General features: G+C 66.7%; 17 protein-coding genes. 16 read left to right on the plus strand and 1 reads right to left on the minus strand.

The window, feature by feature from the left end:
- Positions 1-19 precede the first annotated feature (19 nt).
- The 9 genes from cyoE to VK682_RS25030 all read left to right on the plus strand — a co-directional run bounded on the left by cyoE (position 20) and on the right by VK682_RS25030 (position 7,689).
- Entirely contained in the window at positions 20-979 is a 960-nt protein-coding gene (cyoE, locus tag VK682_RS24990) for a heme o synthase (protein ID WP_230797974.1), read from the plus strand.
- The gene (locus tag VK682_RS24995) at positions 976-1,164 is read left to right on the plus strand and encodes a cytochrome c oxidase system small membrane protein (RefSeq protein WP_089852045.1); all 189 of its coding nucleotides are present in this window, start codon (positions 976-978) and stop codon (positions 1,162-1,164) included. The genes cyoE and VK682_RS24995 overlap by 4 nt, the downstream gene beginning before the upstream one ends.
- Positions 1,154-1,735: a cytochrome c oxidase assembly protein gene (locus VK682_RS25000; protein ID WP_089852047.1), complete on the plus strand. Its 582-nt coding sequence runs from the start codon at positions 1,154-1,156 to the stop codon at positions 1,733-1,735. Before VK682_RS24995 ends, VK682_RS25000 begins: the two co-directional genes overlap by 11 nt.
- 28 nt (positions 1,736-1,763) lie before the next feature.
- Positions 1,764-2,570 (plus strand): cytochrome c oxidase subunit 3, encoded by an 807-nt coding sequence (locus VK682_RS25005; protein WP_230797975.1) that lies wholly within the window; start codon positions 1,764-1,766, stop codon positions 2,568-2,570.
- Positions 2,571-2,852: 282 nt separating this feature from the next.
- Positions 2,853-3,530 (plus strand): SURF1 family protein, encoded by a 678-nt coding sequence (locus VK682_RS25010; RefSeq protein WP_230797976.1) that lies wholly within the window; start codon positions 2,853-2,855, stop codon positions 3,528-3,530.
- A complete protein-coding gene (gene thrC, locus VK682_RS25015) occupies positions 3,530-4,918 on the plus strand; it encodes a threonine synthase (protein ID WP_324782779.1) in 1,389 nt (462 codons plus the stop codon). Before VK682_RS25010 ends, thrC begins: the two co-directional genes overlap by 1 nt.
- Positions 4,915-6,177, plus strand: coding sequence for a M16 family metallopeptidase (locus VK682_RS25020; RefSeq protein ID WP_089852053.1), 1,263 nt, complete (start codon positions 4,915-4,917; stop codon positions 6,175-6,177). Before thrC ends, VK682_RS25020 begins: the two co-directional genes overlap by 4 nt.
- Complete coding sequence (locus tag VK682_RS25025; RefSeq protein WP_089852054.1) at positions 6,177-6,761, plus strand: GNAT family N-acetyltransferase; 585 nt, start codon at positions 6,177-6,179, stop codon at positions 6,759-6,761. The genes VK682_RS25020 and VK682_RS25025 overlap by 1 nt, the downstream gene beginning before the upstream one ends.
- Positions 6,762-6,846: 85 nt before the next feature.
- Entirely contained in the window at positions 6,847-7,689 is an 843-nt protein-coding gene (locus tag VK682_RS25030; protein ID WP_230797978.1) for an MBL fold metallo-hydrolase, read from the plus strand.
- On the opposite strand, the gene cbbR is transcribed toward VK682_RS25030, so the two are convergent.
- Complete coding sequence (gene cbbR, locus VK682_RS25035) at positions 7,679-8,614, minus strand: LysR family regulator CbbR (protein WP_089852058.1); 936 nt, start codon at positions 8,612-8,614, stop codon at positions 7,679-7,681. The genes VK682_RS25030 and cbbR overlap by 11 nt on opposite strands.
- 99 nt (positions 8,615-8,713) lie before the next feature.
- On the opposite strand from cbbR, the gene VK682_RS25040 reads away from it, so the two are divergent.
- The 7 genes from VK682_RS25040 (at position 8,714) to cbbX (ending at position 16,776) form a co-directional block, all read left to right on the plus strand.
- Complete coding sequence (locus VK682_RS25040; protein ID WP_324782780.1) at positions 8,714-9,721, plus strand: class 1 fructose-bisphosphatase; 1,008 nt, start codon at positions 8,714-8,716, stop codon at positions 9,719-9,721.
- Between the two features lie 16 nt (positions 9,722-9,737).
- Positions 9,738-10,610, plus strand: a complete 873-nt coding sequence (locus tag VK682_RS25045) for a phosphoribulokinase (RefSeq protein WP_230797981.1) — start codon at positions 9,738-9,740, stop codon at positions 10,608-10,610.
- A 15-nt stretch (positions 10,611-10,625) separates the two neighbouring features.
- Entirely contained in the window at positions 10,626-12,632 is a 2,007-nt protein-coding gene (gene tkt, locus VK682_RS25050; RefSeq protein ID WP_230797982.1) for a transketolase, read from the plus strand.
- Between the two features lie 23 nt (positions 12,633-12,655).
- Entirely contained in the window at positions 12,656-13,735 is a 1,080-nt protein-coding gene (gene fba / locus VK682_RS25055) for a class II fructose-bisphosphate aldolase (RefSeq protein ID WP_230797983.1), read from the plus strand.
- A gap of 108 nt (positions 13,736-13,843) precedes the next feature.
- Complete coding sequence (locus VK682_RS25060) at positions 13,844-15,304, plus strand: form I ribulose bisphosphate carboxylase large subunit (protein ID WP_230797985.1); 1,461 nt, start codon at positions 13,844-13,846, stop codon at positions 15,302-15,304.
- A 54-nt stretch (positions 15,305-15,358) separates the two neighbouring features.
- On the plus strand, positions 15,359-15,778 hold the full coding sequence (locus tag VK682_RS25065) for a ribulose bisphosphate carboxylase small subunit (protein WP_089852067.1): 420 nt from the start codon (positions 15,359-15,361) through the stop codon (positions 15,776-15,778).
- Positions 15,779-15,855: 77 nt separating this feature from the next.
- The gene (cbbX, locus tag VK682_RS25070) at positions 15,856-16,776 is read left to right on the plus strand and encodes a CbbX protein (protein WP_230797984.1); all 921 of its coding nucleotides are present in this window, start codon (positions 15,856-15,858) and stop codon (positions 16,774-16,776) included.
- The last annotated feature ends 68 nt before the right edge of the window (positions 16,777-16,844 follow it).

Here is a 16,844-nt window from a genome sequence, read left to right on the forward strand (position 1 = left end):
GACCCGAATCGAGACCGGCATGAGCGACCTGACCACCAATACGGCAGCGACATCGGCACAGGGCAGCTTCGAGACGGAAGCCCGCCTTGGCGACTATTTTGCGCTGCTGAAACCCCGCGTCATGACGCTTGTCGTGTTCACCGCGCTGGTGGGCCTGCTGGCGGCGCCCGTCGCCGTGCATCCTTTCGTGGGCTTCTGCGCGGTGCTGTTCATCGCCATCGGCGGCGGCGCCTCGGGCGCGCTCAACATGTGGTGGGATGCCGATATCGACGCCGTGATGCGCCGCACCGCCCGCCGTCCCATCCCCGCGGGCCGCGTCCAGCCGGGCGAGGCGCTGGGGCTGGGCATGGCGCTGTCGGCCTTTGCCGTGGTGTTTCTGGGCCTTGCCACCAACTGGCTGGCCGCCGGGCTGCTGGCCTTCACCATCTTTTTCTACGTCGTCATCTACACCATGTGGCTGAAGCGGGCGACGCCGCAGAACATCGTGATCGGCGGCGCCGCGGGCGCCTTCCCCCCGATGATCGGCTGGGCCGCCGCAACCGGCTCGGTCAGCGTCGAGGCGGTGCTGATGTTCTGCCTGACCTTCATGTGGACCCCGCCGCATTTCTGGGCGCTGGCGCTGTTCATGCGCTCCGACTATGACGATGCGGGTGTGCCCATGCTGACCGTCACGCATGGCCGCCGCGCCACCCGCGTGCATATCCTCGTCTATACCGTGCTGCTTGCAGGCCTTGCCCTTGCCGCAGCCTTCACCAGCATTGGCGGGCCCGTCTATCTGGCCGTGGCGCTTGTGCTGAACGCGCTTTTCCTGAAAGGCGCATGGGACATCTTCCGCCGGGACGAAACCCAGTCCGAGGTGGATAATTTCAGGACCGAACGCCGCTTCTTCAAGCTCTCGCTGCTGTATCTCTTCGCGCATTTTGGCGCGATCCTGATCGAGGCAGGGCTCGCGCGTTACGGTCTGGGAGGCTGGGCATGAGCATCGCCCGCGAACATGAACTTCACCACCGCCGCCGGGGCCGCAACATCGGGGTCGGCCTGATCCTTGGCGCGCTGATCGCGCTGGTCTTCGGCCTGACCCTCGTCAAGATCGGTCGCGGGGATTTCGCCGTGCCGCAGCCCGGCGCTGCGGTGCAGATGCAGGAGGCACCAAATGACAACTGATCCCAAGACCCGGACGCTGCTGCAGCTGGTCGGCGTGGTCGTCTTCATGGGCGCCATGGCTTGGGCCTCGGTGCCGTTCTACACTTGGTTCTGCCGCGTCACCGGCTATGGCGGCACCACGAACGTGGCCACCGCCGCCTCGGATACGGTGCTGGACCAGACCATCAAGATCCGCTTCGACGCCTCCAAGGATCGCGGCTTCGGCTGGGAATTCAAGCCGCTGCAGACCGAGATGACGCTGAAGATCGGCGAAGAGGGTCTGGCCTTCTACGAGGCCTACAACCCCACCGACCGGCCCATCGCCGGGCAGGCCACCTACAACGTCGCCCCCTATGACGCGGGGGCCTATTTCTCCAAGATCGAATGCTTCTGCTTCACGGAGCAGGTGCTGATGCCCGGGGAGCGGGTGCAGATGCCTGTGACCTTCTATGTCGACCCGGAGATCGTGAACGACCGCGACGCCAAATTCGCCAAGCACATCACGCTGAGCTATACCTTCTACGAGATCGACCTGCCCACCGAGGTTCAGGCCGCGCTCGACGCCCCAACAGACGGCTCCGCCGTCAACTGAACGTCTATCCAACGAGGGACCCCGAGAGATGGCGCACGCCAAGAATCACGACTATCACATCCTGCCACCCTCCATCTGGCCGTTCATCGCGGCGGTTGCGGCCTTCGTCATGCTGTTCGGCAGCGTGCTCTGGATGCATGACCACGGCCCGTGGATCTTCCTCGCAGGCCTCGTGGGCGTGCTTTATGTCATGTTCGGCTGGTGGTCCGATGTCGTGGCCGAAAGCCGCGTGGGCGACCATACCCCGGTGGTGCAGATCGGCCTGAAATACGGCTTCATCCTGTTCATCATGTCCGAGGTGATGTTCTTCTTCGCGTGGTTCTGGTCCTTCTTCAAACACGCGATCTACCCGATGGATCCGGACGGCAATTCGCCCGCCGTGGACGGGATCTTCCCGCCCGCCGGCATCGAAACCTTCGACCCGTGGCACCTGCCGCTGATCAACACGCTGATCCTGCTCTGCTCGGGTGCTGCCGTCACCTGGGCGCATCACGCGCTGGTGCACGAAAACAACCGCAAGGACATGAAGTGGGGCCTGATCATCGGCATCGCGCTTGGCTTCATCTTCACGCTGTTCCAGGCCTATGAATACAGCCACGCCGCCTTCGGTTTCTCGGGCAGCGTCTATGCCGCGAACTTCTTCATGGCCACCGGCTTCCACGGCGCGCATGTGGTGATCGGCACGATCTTCCTGTTCGTCTGCCTGCTGCGCCTGATGCGCGGCGATTTCACCCCCAACAAGCATGTCGGCTTCGAGGCTGCCGCCTGGTACTGGCACTTCGTCGACGTGGTCTGGCTGTTCCTCTTCGCCGCCATCTACGTCTGGGGCCAGTAAGCTCCCGCCATCGCATGACAGAACGCCCGCCCCTTCCGGCGGGCGTTTCGCTTTTGCCCAGAACCTGCACCTTCCGCTGCGGACGGCCTGCCTCCGGCGGGGATATTTCTGGTCAGAAGAAGCGGCAGGCCCGCGTTTCTTCTGACCCCAAATATCCCGGGGGGAGGCCGCGCCCCGGCGCGGACGGGGGGCAGAGCCCCCCACTGCCTGCCAATCACGCCTTGATGTGTCCCGCATGGACGCGATAAGCAGGCCACAGCCTGCCCCCGGATCCGGATGCCCTTGACCCGCTACCTTGCCCCCCTTCTCTTTGGTCTGATTGGCGCCGGGATTCTCGTGGGGCTGGGGATCTGGCAATTGCAGCGGCTCGACTGGAAGGAATCGGTGCTGGCCCAGATCGAAAGCCGCATCGCCGCCGATCCCGAACCGCTGCCGCAGGTCGTGGACCCCGAGGCACAGCGCTATCAGCCGGTGCAGCTGAGCGGAGAGTTCCTGCCCGGCGCCCTGCGCGTGCTGGTCAGCCAGAAACAGGTCGGCGCGGGCTACCGGCTGATCTCGCCGTTCCGGACCGACGAGGGGCGCGTCGTACTGCTGGACCGGGGCTTCATCCCGGTGGCGCAGAAGGATCTGACACCCGGGACCGGGCCCGCTGAGGTGCGGGGCAACCTGCACTGGCCGGATGACCGCAATTCCTCGACCCCGGAGAATGACGAGGCGGGCAATACATGGTTTGCCCGCGACATCGGCCCCATGTCCGAGGCGCTGCAGACCGAGCCGCTGCTGGTGGTGGCGCGCGCCGTCACCCCCGCCGATCCGGCCATCACGCCGCTGCCGGTTTCCATCACCGGCATTCCCAACGATCACCTGCAATACGCCCTCACCTGGTTTTCGCTGGCCGGGGTCTGGCTTGTCATGACCGCCCATTTCCTGTGGCGGCAACGGAAAAACGGAGCGAGCTGATGCGCTACATCTCCACCCGCGGGCAGGCGCCCGTGCTGAGTTTCGAGGACGCGATGCTGTCGGGGCTGGCCCGGGACGGCGGACTTTACGTGCCCGAGACCATCCCGCAGTTCAGCGCCGAAGACATCCGCGCGCTGCATGGTCTCAGCTATGAAGAAACCGCCTTCCGCGTCATGCGCCCCTTCACCGGCGACAGCTTCACCGATGAGACGTTCGGCGATCTGATCTCGCGCGCCTATGCCGGGTTTGGTCATGCCGCCCGCGCGCCGCTGAAGCAGCTGGCGCCGGGGCATTTCCTGCTGGAGCTGTTCCACGGGCCGACGCTGGCCTTCAAGGACTTCGCCATGCAGCTGATCGGCCAGCTGTTTCAGGAAGCCCTGACCCGGCGCGGCGAGCGGGTGACCATCGTGGGCGCCACCTCCGGCGATACCGGCTCGGCGGCGATCGAGGCGTTCCGCGGCCTTGATGCGGTGGATGTGGTGATCCTGTTCCCGCATGGCCGCGTCTCCGAGGTGCAGCGCCGCCAGATGACCACTCCGGTGGAAGCCAACGTGCACGCGCTGGCGCTGGAAGGGCATTTTGACGACTGTCAGGCCCGGCTCAAGGACATGTTCAACGATTTCGCCTTTCGCGACGAGGTGCGGCTCGCGGGCGTGAACAGCATCAACTGGGCGCGGGTTCTGGCGCAGGTGGTCTATTACTTCTCCGCCGCCGTGTCGCTGGGGGCGCCGGAGCGCCGCGTCAGCTTCACCGTGCCCACCGGAAATTTTGGCGACATCTTCGCGGGCTACATCGCCAAGCGCATGGGGCTGCCCATCGACCGGCTGGTGGTGGCAACCAACCAGAACGACATCCTGCACCGCTGCCTCACCTCGGGCGGCTATGTCACCTCGGAGGTACATCCCTCCATCAGCCCCTCCATGGACATTCAGGTCAGCTCCAACTTCGAGCGGGCGCTGTTTGATGCCTATGACCGCGACGGGGCGGCGGTGGCGCAGCTGATGACCGAACTGAAATCGGGCGGCTTCCATGTCAGCCAAGGCGCGCTGCAGGCGCTGCGCGAGGTCTTCGACAGTGGCCGCACCTCCGAGGAGGACACGCTGGCCACCATCACCCGCACGCTCACGCAGACCGGCGAACTGCTCTGCCCGCATTCCGCCGTGGGTGTCGCCGTGGCCGAGGCGCAGCGCGATCCCGCCGTGCCCATGGTGACGCTGGCCACCGCGCACCCCGCGAAATTCCCCGATGCGGTGGAACGCGCCACCGGCCATCGCCCCGCCCTGCCCGAGCGCATGGCCGATCTTTTTGACCGCCCCGAGCGTGTCACCCCCGTGGCCAATGATCTGGCCGCCCTTGAAACCCTGATCCGGGAGCGTATTGCCCAGTGACCGTCCAACTGACCACCCTCAAGAACGGCTTCCGCATCGTGTCGGAACGGATGCCGGGCCTGCAATCCGCCTCCATCGGCATCTGGGTCACGGCCGGGGGGCGCAACGAACGGCTTGAACAGAACGGCATCGCGCATTTTCTGGAACATATGGCGTTCAAAGGCACCCGCACCCGCAGCGCCCTGCAGATCGCCGAGGCGATCGAGGATGTGGGCGGCTATATCAACGCCTATACCTCGCGCGAGGTGACCGCCTATTACGCCCGCGTGCTGGAGGCGGATACGCGGCTCGCCATGGACGTGATCGGGGACATCCTGCTGAACCCGGTGTTCGAACCCAAAGAGATCGAGACCGAGCGCCATGTGATCCTGCAGGAGATCGGTCAGGCGCTGGATACGCCTGATGACGTGATCTTCGACTGGCTGCAGGAACGCGCCTATGCCGACCAGCCGCTCGGGCGCACGATTCTGGGCGAGGCCGCCAATGTGCGCGGCTTCAGCCGCGAGGATCTGGCCGGGTTCGTCGCCGAACAGTATGGCCCCGGGCAGATGATCCTCTCCGCCGCAGGCGGCGTCGACCATGACGTGCTGGTGGAACAGGCCGAGGCGCTGTTTGGCGGCATGGCCGGGCGCGGCGCGCCCGAAGCTCCGCGCGCGCGCTTCACCGGTGGCGAGATCCGCCATGAAAAGACGCTGGAACAGGCGCATATGGCGCTGGCCTTCGAGGGTCCGGGCTATTGCGATCCGGAGTTCTACACCGCGCAGATCTATTCCATCGCGCTGGGGGGCGGCATGTCCTCGCGGCTGTTTCAGGAGATCCGGGAAAAGCGCGGGCTCTGCTACACGATCTTTGCCCAGAACGGCGCCTATGCCGATACCGGCATGACCACGATCTATGCGGGCACCTCCGGCGAGGAAGTGGCCGATCTGGCCCGGCTGACCATCGACGAGATGAAGCGCGCCGCCGACGACATGTCCCCCGAGGAGGTGGCGCGGGCCCGCGCGCAGATGAAGGCGGGGCTGCTGATGGGGCTGGAAAGCCCCTCGGCGCGGGCCGAACGCATGGCGCGCATGATCCAGATCTGGGGCAAGGTGCCCCCGATCGAAGACGCGGTGGCGCGGATCGACAACGTCACCACCGGCGATGTGCGCGTCTTTGCGGAAACCGCGGCGGCCAGCGCCCCGGCGGCACTGGCGCTGTATGGCCCGGTCAAGGACGCGCCGGGTCTGGACGAGCTGCAGGCACAACGGGCGGCGTGATGCTGGGGCGGCGGCGCAAGTTCCGGCTCGACACCGAGCGGCTGATCCTGCGCCCGCCCCTGCATGGCGATTTCAACGCGTGGATGGCGCTGCGCACCGCCAGCCGCGATTACCTGACCCCGTGGGAGCCGTCATGGGCGCCGGACCATCTGTCGCGGCGCGCCTTTTCCAACCGCGTCTACTGGGCCAACCGGTCGATCCTTGGGGGCACCGCCGTGCCGCTGTTTCTGGTGCGGCGCGAGGACGAGACGCTGGTGGGGGCGATCACGCTTGACAACATCCGGCGCGGGCCCGCGCAGTCGGGCACGCTGGGCTACTGGACCGGCCTGCCCTTCGCCCGCCACGGCTACATGCGCGAGGCCATCGCGGCGCTGGTGCATCACGCCTTCACCACCATGGATCTGAGCCGGGTGGAGGCCGCCTGCCTGCCGGAAAACGTCGCCTCGCGCGGGCTGCTGGAAAGCTCCGGCTTCAAATACGAAGGCGTGGCGCAGAGCTATCTGCAGATCAACGGGCGCTGGCGGACGCATGTGCTGTATTCCGCGCTGCGGCTGGACCGGCGCGGGCGCACGCAGGTCGGCTGAGTGCCGCGAATTTCCCCCACAAAAATGTCAGACCGTATCCGCCTTTCGTCACCCTAGGGTGACAGGCAGGAAAAGGAGGTCCGCCATGCCCCGCCCTGCCCTCGCCCCTGCTGTTGCCTGCAGCCTTGCGCTGGCCGCGCTGTCGGCACCGCCCACAGCAGCACAAGAGGCCCGCCGCGCCTCGCACTGCATCGCCATCGCGGATGCCGCCCCGGGCATCGGCTACCTGCACAAGGCCGCATGGACCGCGGCCGTGCCCGACTATTCGGTGCGCATCCAGTATCTGGACCACGCCTCCTTTCTGATCCAGACCCCCGGCGGGCTGGATGTGGTCACGGATTTTACCGGCTATATCGGCAATGTGGATCTGATCCCCGATGTGGTGACCATGAACCACGCCCATGGCACCCACTGGACCGCCAATCCCGATCCCGCCATCCCGCATGTGCTGGAAGGCTGGGGCGCCTTTGGCGAAGGCGTCGAACATCACCTTGATCTGGGCGAGTTGCTGGTGCGCAACGTGTCGACCGACATCCGCTCCATGGGCGGCGGGGTCGAGGAAAAGGGCAATTCCATCTTCGTCTTCGAGGTGGAGGGCCTGTGCATCGGCCATCTGGGCCACCTGCACCACGAACCCAGCCCCGAACAATACGCGGCCCTTGGCCGGGTCGACGTGCTGATGGTGCCGGTGGATGGCGGCTATACCATGGCGCTGGAGGCCATGGTGCGGGTGGTGGAACGGCTGCGCAGTTCGGTCATCATCCCGATGCACTGGTTTTCCGGCTATTCGCTGGACCAGTTTCTGGACAACGTCTCCGGCAGCTTCGCCATCGACCGCCGCGACGGGCCGGAGATGGTGGTGAACCTGCGCGATCTGCCCTCGCAGCCCACGGTGGTGGTGCTGCAGCCGCAATGGCTTAGCGACTAGGCGGCCAGCCCGGCAGGATGCCTGCCCGTTCCGCCGCGATAAACTCCCAGACCGTGCGCGCGGCACCGGTCAGCGGCATGTCTGCGCGGTGCAGCAGGAACCAGTGCCGCAGGATCGGCAGTCCGGGCAGATCCAGCGTCACCAGCCGCCCGGTGCGCAGCTCCTCCACCACGGTGTGATAGGAAATCAGCGCGATCCCCAGCCCCGCGATCACCGCCTGCTTGATCGTCTCGTTGGAATTCATCTCTGACCGGGCATAGGTCTTGCCCTCGCCGATGCGGTCCAGAAACCGGGTGGCCAGAATGCGCGTGCCCGATCCCGGCTCGCGCATCAGAAACGGCTCGGCCAGCACCGCCGCCGCAGTCACCCCCGCCTGCCCCGCCAGCGGATGGTCGGGCGGCGCGATCAGCACATGCGGATGCACCCCGATGGACAGCGATTCCACCATCGGCTCGCGCGGGGGGCGGCCCATGATCGCCAGATCCAGCGCCCCATCCTGCAGCGCCGAAATGATCGTGTCGCGGTTGCCGACCTGCAGCACCACCTCGATCTCCGGGCAGGCGCGGCGCAGGCGGGCGACAAGGCCGGGGGCGAAATATTTGCCCGTCGACACCACGCCCAGCACCACCGTGCCCGCGAGCCCCTTCTGCAGCGCATCGATTCGCTGCAGTCCCAGACGAAAGGCCGCCTCTGCGCTGCGCCATGCCTGCAGCAGCGCAGCGCCTTCGGGGGTGGCATGGAACCGCCCCGCCCCCTCCCGCGACAGCAGACCGCAGCCAAAGGTCTGTTCCAGCACCTTCAGCTGGCTGTGCACCGCAGGGGCGGTCAGCCCCAGCTCTTCGGCGGCGCGCGAAATTGAGCCTGTTCTTTCAACGGCTTCCAGTGCGCGCAGCTGTTTCAGCGTCAGGGAGGACAGGCGGCGCATTCAAATTATCCGAATCCAAGGACAGATTAATTAAATTTCCTAACAAACGTGAATGCGCAAGATCAAGTCTCAGTCACCCGTCGAGGAGAGGAGGCCTTGATGACCGACCAAAGCCCGTTCGCACCCGAGGCCCCCATTCCCGCCGATCTGCGCCCGGTGCTGGATGCGCTGGCCCGCACCGCCCGCGATCTGGCCCGCCGCATCGCACGCGGTCCGCTTGCCGGACAAATGGGCGCGCGGGTGGGCGCCAACAGCGATGGCGACGCGCAGCAGGCGCTGGACGTGATCGCGGACCACGCCTTTGCCAGCGCCCTGCGCGGCACCGGCATCCGCTGGTATGCCTCCGAAGAACGCGACAGCGTCGAAGAACTGGACCCGGCAGGCCCCCTCGCGCTGGCCATCGACCCGCTGGACGGATCGTCCAACATCGAAACAAACGTCTCCATCGGCACGATTTTCTCCCTCCGTGCCGCGATGGACACCGGGGCGGAGACGTTCCTCCGCCCCGGGCATGACCAGATCGCGGCAGGCTATGTGATCTATGGCCCGCAGGTCATGCTGATGCTGACCGTGGGGGCGGGGCTGCACTCTTATATCCTTGATCCCGACACCGGGCGCTTCACCCTGCTGGATCCGGCCGTGACCGTGGCGGAGGACAGCTGCGAATTCGCCATCAACGCGTCCAACTACCGGCACTGGGCCAAGCCGGTGCGCGCCTATATCGACGACTGCCTTGCCGGGGCGGATGGCCCCCGGGCGCGCAATTTCAACATGCGCTGGATCGCCTCGCTGGTGGCGGAAACCCACCGCATCCTGACGCGGGGCGGGCTGTTCCTGTATCCCTCGGACGCGCGGCCCGGCTATGCGCAGGGGAGGCTGCGGATGGTCTATGAATGCGCCCCCATCGCGCTGCTGGTCGAGGCGGCGCAGGGCCGCGCCACCGATGGTAGCACCCGCATCCTGGATCTGGTGCCCGCCAGCCTGCATGCCCGCACGCCCTTCGTCTTTGGCTCGGCGGGCAAGGTGGATCAGGTCACCGCCTATCACGACCTGCCCGAGCCCGAGATTTCGGCCCTGTTCGGCCATCGCGGCCTGTTCCGCGCCTGACCAGAAAGCCCCCGACATGAGCAAGAAGCATCCCATCATCTCCGTCACCGGATCCTCCGGCGCGGGCACGACCACGGTCAAGACGACCTTTGACCAGATCTTCCGCCGCGAGGGCATCCGCGCCGTCAGCATGGAAGGCGACGCCTTCCACCGCTACAACCGCGCCGACATGAAGGCGGAACTGATCGCCCGCAAGGCCGCCGGGGACGAGACCTTCAGCCATTTCTCCTATGACGCCAATGAACTGGCCAAGCTGGAGGACATCTTTCGCATCTATGCCCAGACCGGCAGCGGCGAGACCCGGCATTACGTGCATGACGATCAGGAGGCCGCGCGCTGGAGCACGCCTCCCGGCGAATTCACCCCGTGGGAGCCGTTCGAGGAAGGCTCTGACCTGCTCTTTTACGAAGGTCTGCACGGCGCCGTCGACAATGACGCGGTGAACCTTGCCGCGCTTGCCGATCTGAAGATCGGGGTGGTGCCGGTCATCAACCTTGAATGGATCCAGAAGATCCACCGCGACAAGGCCAGCCGCGGCTACACCACCGAAGCCGTGACCGATGTGATCCTGCGCCGGATGCACGCCTATGTGCACTGCATCTGTCCGCAATTCACCCAGACCGACGTGAATTTCCAGCGCGTGCCGGTGGTCGACACCTCCAACCCGTTCATCGCCCGCTGGATCCCCACCGCCGATGAAAGCCTTGTGGTGATCCGCTTCCGCAATCCGCGCGGGATCGATTTCCCCTACCTGACCTCGATGATCCAGAACAGCTGGATGAGCCGCGCCAATTCCATCGTGATCCCCGGCGGCAAGATGGACCTCGCCATGCAGCTCATCTTCACACCCATGGTCCAGCGGCTTGTGACCGAAAGCCGACGCGCCTGACAGGGAGGACGACCGATGAACGTGCAGACCAAGGTGACCACCACCGAAGACCTGATGGCCAATGCCATCCGCGCGCTGACCATGGATGCGGTGCAGCAGGCCAATTCCGGCCATCCCGGCGCGCCCATGGGCATGGCGGATGTGGCGGCGGTGCTGTTCAACCGCTTCGTCACGCTGGATCCGAAACAGGACCGCTGGCCCGACCGCGACCGCTTCGTGATGAGCGCGGGCCATGGCTCGATGCTGGTTTACGCCATCCATCACCTGCTGGGGTATGACGACATGCCCATGGACCAGATCCGCCGCTTTCGCCAGCTGGGCGCGCGCACGGCGGGGCATCCCGAATACGGCCATGCCAAGGGGATCGAGATGACGACCGGCCCGCTGGGTCAGGGGCTGGCCACCGCTGTCGGCATGGCGCTGGCCGAACGCATGCTCAATGCCCGGTTCGGCGACGCGCTGGTCGATCATTTCACCTATGTGATCGCGGGCGATGGCTGCCTGATGGAAGGCATCAGCCACGAGGCCATCGACCTTGCCGGCCATCTGCGGCTGGGGCGGCTGGTGCTGCTCTGGGATGACAACGGCATCACCATCGACGGCGGCACCGACCTGTCGACCTCCACCGACCAGCGGGCGCGGTTCGCGGCGGCGGGCTGGCATGTTCAGGCGGTGGATGGCCATGACAAGGACGCGGTCGCGCAGGCCATCGAACTGGCGCGGACCGATCCCCGCCCCTCGATGATCGCCTGCCGCACGGTGATCGGCTATGGCGCCCCCACCAAACAGGGCAGCCATGACGTGCATGGCGCGCCCTTGGGCACAGAGGAGATTGCCGCCGCCCGCCGGGCGCTCGACTGGCCGCACCCGCCTTTCGAGATCCCCGAACCGGTGCGCGCCGCTTGGCGCGCCGTCGCGGCCCGGGGCGCCGCCGCACGGCAGGACTGGGCGCGCCGTGTCGCGGCCCATCCGCAGGCCGAGGCGTTCCGCGCCGCGCAGGGTCCGGTGGATGCCCGCGCGCTGGAGGCTGCGATGACCGCCCACAAGCACCGCCTGTCGCAGGATGCCCCCCGCGTCGCCACCCGCAAGGCCAGCGAGATGGCGCTGGAGGTGGTCAATGCCACCCTGCCCGACACGGCGGGCGGATCGGCGGATCTGACCGGATCGAACAACACCCGCACCAAGGGGATGCGCGCCGTCGCCCCCGGCGATTATGCGGGCCGCTACATCCATTACGGCATCCGCGAACATGCCATGGCGGCGGCGATGAACGGTCTCGCGCTGCATGGCGGGCTGCGGCCCTATGGCGGCACCTTCCTTGCTTTTGCCGATTACTGCCGCCCCGCCATGCGCCTGTCGGCGCTGATGGGCGTGCCCGTCACCTATGTGATGACCCATGACAGCATCGGGCTGGGCGAGGATGGCCCGACGCATCAGCCGGTGGAAACCCTCGCGTCGCTGCGCGCCATGCCCAACCTGCTGGTGCTGCGCCCCGCCGATGCAGTGGAAACCGCCGAAAGCTGGGCGCTGGCGCTGGCGCAGACCACCACGCCCGTCGTGCTGTGCCTGTCGCGGCAGGCCCTGCCCACCGTCCGCACCCGGCATGTGGAGGCCAATCTGGTGGCACGCGGCGCCTATGTGCTGCGCGCGGCGCCGCACCGCGACGTGACGCTGATCGCCACCGGATCCGAGGTGGAACTGGCGCTTGCCGCCGCCGATCTGCTGGCCGCAGAGGGCATCGCCGCCGCCGTGGTCTCTGCCCCCTGTTTCGAGCTTTTTGCGGTGCAGGGTGCCGAACACCGCGCCGAGGTGCTGGGGGATGCGCCCCGCATCGGGATCGAGGCAGCGGTGCGTCAGGGCTGGGACGGGCTGCTGCTGCGCCCCGGCGATGGCTTTGTCGGCATGACCGGCTTTGGCGCCTCGGCCCCCGCGCCCGATCTTTACCGCCATTTCGGCATCACCGCCGAGGCCGTGGCCGATCTGGCCCGCCACCTGACCCGCAGCCCCGCCGCCGCGCACTGACCCCCACCGGAAAGGAGACCCCCATGCCGCTCATCACGCTCCGGCAGTTGCTGGATCACGCCGCAGATCAGGGCTACGGCGTGCCCGCCTTCAACATCAACAATATGGAACAGGGGCTGGCGATCCTGCGCGCCGCCGAGGCCTGCCGCGCCCCGGTCATCCTGCAGGCAAGCCGGGGCGCGCGCAGCTATGCGGGCGACGTGATGCTGCGCCACATGGTGCAGGCGCTGGCCGAGATGTTCCCGCGCATCCCCATCGTGCTGCATCAGGACCACGGCAATAACGACGCCACCTGCCTGTCGGCGATCCGCCACGGCTTCACCTCGGTGATGATGGACGGCTCGCTGCTGGAGGACATGAAAACCCCCGCCAGCTACGCCTATAACGCCCGGATCACCGCCCGCGTCACCCGCGCCGCCCATGCCGTCGGCGCCAGCGTCGAAGGCGAACTGGGGGTGCTGGGCAGTCTGGAAACCGGCGAGGCCGCAGCCGAGGACGGATCGGGCGCCGAAGGCAGGCTGGACCACAGCCAGCTGCTGACCGACCCCGATCAGGCGGTGGAATTTGTGCAGGCCACGCAATGCGACGCGCTGGCCATCGCCTGCGGCACCTCGCACGGCGCCTATAAATTCACCCGCCAGCCCGATGGCGAGATCCTGTCCATGGACACCATCGCCGCCATCCATGCCAAGCTGCCCGACACCCATCTGGTGATGCACGGCTCCTCCTCGGTGCCGCAGGCGCTGCAGGATCTCATCAATGCCCATGGCGGCCACATGCCGCAGACATGGGGCGTGCCGCTGGCCGAGATCGAACGCGGCATCCGCATGGGCGTGCGCAAGGTCAATATCGACACCGACTGCCGCATGGCGATGACCGCGCAGTTCCGCCGCGTGGCGCAGGAACAGCCCGGCGAATTCGACCCGCGCAAGTTCCTGATCCCCGCGATGGCGGAACTGGAGGCGCTGTGCCGTGACCGGCTCGACCGTTTCGGGGCGGCGGGACAGGCAGAGCGGATCACCCCGATCAGCCTTGACGACATGGCGCGGCGCTATGCCAGCGGCGCGCTCGCCCCCCGCATCGCCGCCGCCCGCGCGGCGTGACACCCGATCCCGCCGCCCGCGCGGCCTGACACCCGCGTGCCCCAGACCCGGCCCATCCCGGCCCATCCCGGCCCGAGCCATCCCAGCAGGAGGACGACCATGAACGACATGAGCGACGCCAAGACCGTCACCGACGCCAAGAAGCGCTATTCGGCGGGCGTGATGAAATACGCCCAGATGGGCTATTGGGAGCCGGATTACACCCCCAAGGACACCGACATCATCGCGCTTTTCCGCATCACCCCGCAGGAAGGCGTGGATCCGGTGGAAGCCGCCGCCGCCGTCGCGGGCGAATCCTCCACCGCCACATGGACCGTGGTCTGGACCGACCGGCTGACCGCCTGCGACAAATACCGCGCCAAGGCCTACCGCGTCGATCCGGTGCCCAACAGCACGGGCGAATTCTTTGCCTATATCGCCTATGATCTCGACCTGTTCGAAGGCGGCTCCATCGCCAATCTCACCGCCTCGATCATCGGCAATGTCTTCGGCTTCAAGCCGCTGAAAGCCCTGCGGCTGGAGGACATGCGCCTGCCCGTGGCCTATGTGAAGACCTTTCAGGGCCCCGCCACCGGCATCGTGGTGGAACGCGAACGGCTCAACGTCTACGGCCGCCCGCTGCTGGGGGCCACGGTCAAGCCCAAGCTGGGCCTGTCGGGCCGCAACTATGGCCGCGTGGTCTATGAGGCGCTGAAGGGCGGGCTCGATTTCACCAAGGATGACGAGAACATCAACAGCCAGCCCTTCATGCACTGGCGGGACCGGTTTCTTTACTGCATGGAGGCGGTCAGCCGCGCCTCCGCCGCGACGGGAGAGGTCAAGGGCACCTATCTCAACGTCACCGCCGGCACGATGGAAGAGATGTATGCCCGCGCGGAATTCGCCAAGTCGCTGGGTTCGGTCATCGTGATGATCGATCTGGTGATCGGCTATACCGCGATCCAGTCCATGGCCAAATGGGCGCGCGACAATGACATGATCCTGCACCTGCACCGGGCGGGGCATTCCACCTATACCCGCCAGCGCAGCCATGGCGTCAGCTTCCGGGTCATCGCCAAATGGATGCGGCTTGCCGGGGTCGATCACCTGCATGCAGGCACCGTGGTCGGCAAGCTTGAAGGCGATCCCGCCACCACCAAGGGCTATTACGACATCTTCCGCGAGGAGCGGAACCCGATGGCGCTGGAAAACGGCATCTTCTTCGATCAGGACTGGGCCTCGCTCAACAAGATGATGCCGGTGGCCTCGGGCGGCATCCATGCCGGGCAGATGCACCAGCTGCTGACCTATCTCGGCGAAGACGTGGTGCTGCAGTTCGGCGGCGGCACCATCGGCCACCCGCAGGGCATTCAGGCGGGCGCCACCGCCAACCGCGTGGCGCTGGAGGCGATGGTCTTTGCCCGCAACGCGGGGCGCGACATCTGGAACGAAGGCCCGGACATCCTGCGCGACGCCGCCCGCACCTGCACCCCGCTGCAGCAGGCGCTGGAGGTCTGGAAGGATGTCAGCTTCGACTACGCCTCCACCGATGCGCCTGATTACGCCCCCACCGCCAGCGTGGCGATGTGATGCCGCCGGAGGGCACGCGCCCTCCTCCCCCGTTCAGATTTCAGGAGACATGCCATGCGACTGAGACAAGGCCAGTTCAGCTTTCTGCCCGACCTCACCGATCAGGACATCCACGCACAGGCCCAGTATGCCATCGATCAGGGCTGGGCGGTGTCGGTCGAGGTGACCGACGATCCGCACCCGCGCAACACCTACTGGGAGATGTGGGGCCACCCGATGTTCGACAATCCCGACGCCGCCGCCGTGGTGTTCGAGGTCAACGAATGCCGCAAGATGCATGGCGGCAAATACATCCGGGTCATCGCCTTTGACAGCACGCCGGGCTGGGAATCCATCCGCATGAGCTTCATCGTGAACCGCCCCGCCGACGAACCCGGCTTCCGTCTTGTCCGGCAGGAGGGCGAGGGCCGCAGCCTCCGCTACAGCATCGAAAGCTACGCGCTGCGCGAACCCGAGGGCCGCCGCTACGCCTGAACACCGCGCCGGGGGGCTTTGCGCCCCCCGGACCCCCCGCAGGATATTTTTGGTCAGAAGAAGCCCGGAGCCCGCCCATGTCATCCACAGCCCCTGTCCCCCGCCCCCAGAGCGTGGATCTGACCGCCGCCTGTGAAGCCTCGGGCGTCCGGGACATCCTGCAGGATCTGGACAGGTCGCTGATCGGCCTCGCTCCGGTCAAGGCCCGTATCCGCGAGACGGCGGCGCTGCTGCTGGTCGACCGGGCGCGGCGCGAACTGGGCCTTGCCAGCGCGCCGCCCACCCTGCACATGAGCTTCACCGGCAATCCCGGCACCGGAAAGACCACGGTGGCGCTGCGCATGGCGGAGCTGCTGCACCGGCTGGGCTATGTCCGCAAGGGCCATCTGGTCACCGTCACCCGCGACGATCTGGTGGGGCAGTATATCGGCCATACCGCCCCCAAGACCAAGGAGGCGCTGAAGAAGGCGATGGGCGGCGTGCTGTTCATCGACGAGGCCTACTACCTCTACCGTCCGGAAAACGAACGCGATTACGGGCAGGAGGCGATCGAGATCCTGCTGCAGGTCATGGAAAACAACCGCGACGATCTGGTGGTGATCCTTGCGGGCTATGCCGACCGGATGGACCGGTTCTTCGCCTCCAATCCCGGCTTCCGCTCGCGCATCGCCCATCACATCGACTTTCCCGACTACAGCGATGCCGAACTGCTGCAGATCGCCCAGACCATGCTGGATGCCCAAGGCTATGCGCTTGACGGTCCCGCCCGCGCCGCCATGGCCGAGTATGTCACCGCCCGCCGCCAGCAGCCGCATTTCGCCAATGCCCGCTCGCTGCGCAACGCGCTCGACCGGGCGCGGCTGCGGCAGGCCAGCCGGCTCTTTGAGGCCGGTCGCGGCCCGCTTGACGCGCAGGCCCTGTCCACCCTGACCGAACCCGACATCCGCGCCAGCCGCGTGTTCCGTGGCGGGCTCGACATTGACCGCCCTTCCGCCTGACCCTTCCAGCGGCCACAAATATCCCGGGGGGTGCGGGGGGCTGGCCCCCCGCCTCTTCCCGCCCCCAC

This window comes from Salipiger marinus, from assembly GCF_035481585.1.
Lineage (GTDB): Bacteria > Pseudomonadota > Alphaproteobacteria > Rhodobacterales > Rhodobacteraceae > Salipiger > Salipiger marinus.

What these genes read in the sequence shown, in the direction of transcription:
- cyoE (WP_230797974.1), top strand. Translation starts at nt 20, where the DNA reads ATGAGCGACCTGACCACCAATACGGCAGCGACATCGGCACAGGGCAGC.
- VK682_RS24995 (WP_089852045.1), top strand. Translation starts at nt 976, where the DNA reads ATGAGCATCGCCCGCGAACATGAACTTCACCACCGCCGCCGGGGCCGC.
- VK682_RS25000 (WP_089852047.1), top strand. Translation starts at nt 1,154, where the DNA reads ATGACAACTGATCCCAAGACCCGGACGCTGCTGCAGCTGGTCGGCGTG.
- VK682_RS25005 (WP_230797975.1), top strand. Translation starts at nt 1,764, where the DNA reads ATGGCGCACGCCAAGAATCACGACTATCACATCCTGCCACCCTCCATC.
- thrC (WP_324782779.1), top strand. Translation starts at nt 3,530, where the DNA reads ATGCGCTACATCTCCACCCGCGGGCAGGCGCCCGTGCTGAGTTTCGAG.
- VK682_RS25025 (WP_089852054.1), top strand. Translation starts at nt 6,177, where the DNA reads ATGCTGGGGCGGCGGCGCAAGTTCCGGCTCGACACCGAGCGGCTGATC.
- VK682_RS25030 (WP_230797978.1), top strand. Translation starts at nt 6,847, where the DNA reads ATGCCCCGCCCTGCCCTCGCCCCTGCTGTTGCCTGCAGCCTTGCGCTG.
- cbbR (WP_089852058.1), bottom strand. Translation starts at nt 8,614, where the DNA reads ATGCGCCGCCTGTCCTCCCTGACGCTGAAACAGCTGCGCGCACTGGAA.
- VK682_RS25040 (WP_324782780.1), top strand. Translation starts at nt 8,714, where the DNA reads ATGACCGACCAAAGCCCGTTCGCACCCGAGGCCCCCATTCCCGCCGAT.
- VK682_RS25045 (WP_230797981.1), top strand. Translation starts at nt 9,738, where the DNA reads ATGAGCAAGAAGCATCCCATCATCTCCGTCACCGGATCCTCCGGCGCG.
- tkt (WP_230797982.1), top strand. Translation starts at nt 10,626, where the DNA reads ATGAACGTGCAGACCAAGGTGACCACCACCGAAGACCTGATGGCCAAT.
- fba (WP_230797983.1), top strand. Translation starts at nt 12,656, where the DNA reads ATGCCGCTCATCACGCTCCGGCAGTTGCTGGATCACGCCGCAGATCAG.
- VK682_RS25060 (WP_230797985.1), top strand. Translation starts at nt 13,844, where the DNA reads ATGAGCGACGCCAAGACCGTCACCGACGCCAAGAAGCGCTATTCGGCG.
- VK682_RS25065 (WP_089852067.1), top strand. Translation starts at nt 15,359, where the DNA reads ATGCGACTGAGACAAGGCCAGTTCAGCTTTCTGCCCGACCTCACCGAT.
- cbbX (WP_230797984.1), top strand. Translation starts at nt 15,856, where the DNA reads ATGTCATCCACAGCCCCTGTCCCCCGCCCCCAGAGCGTGGATCTGACC.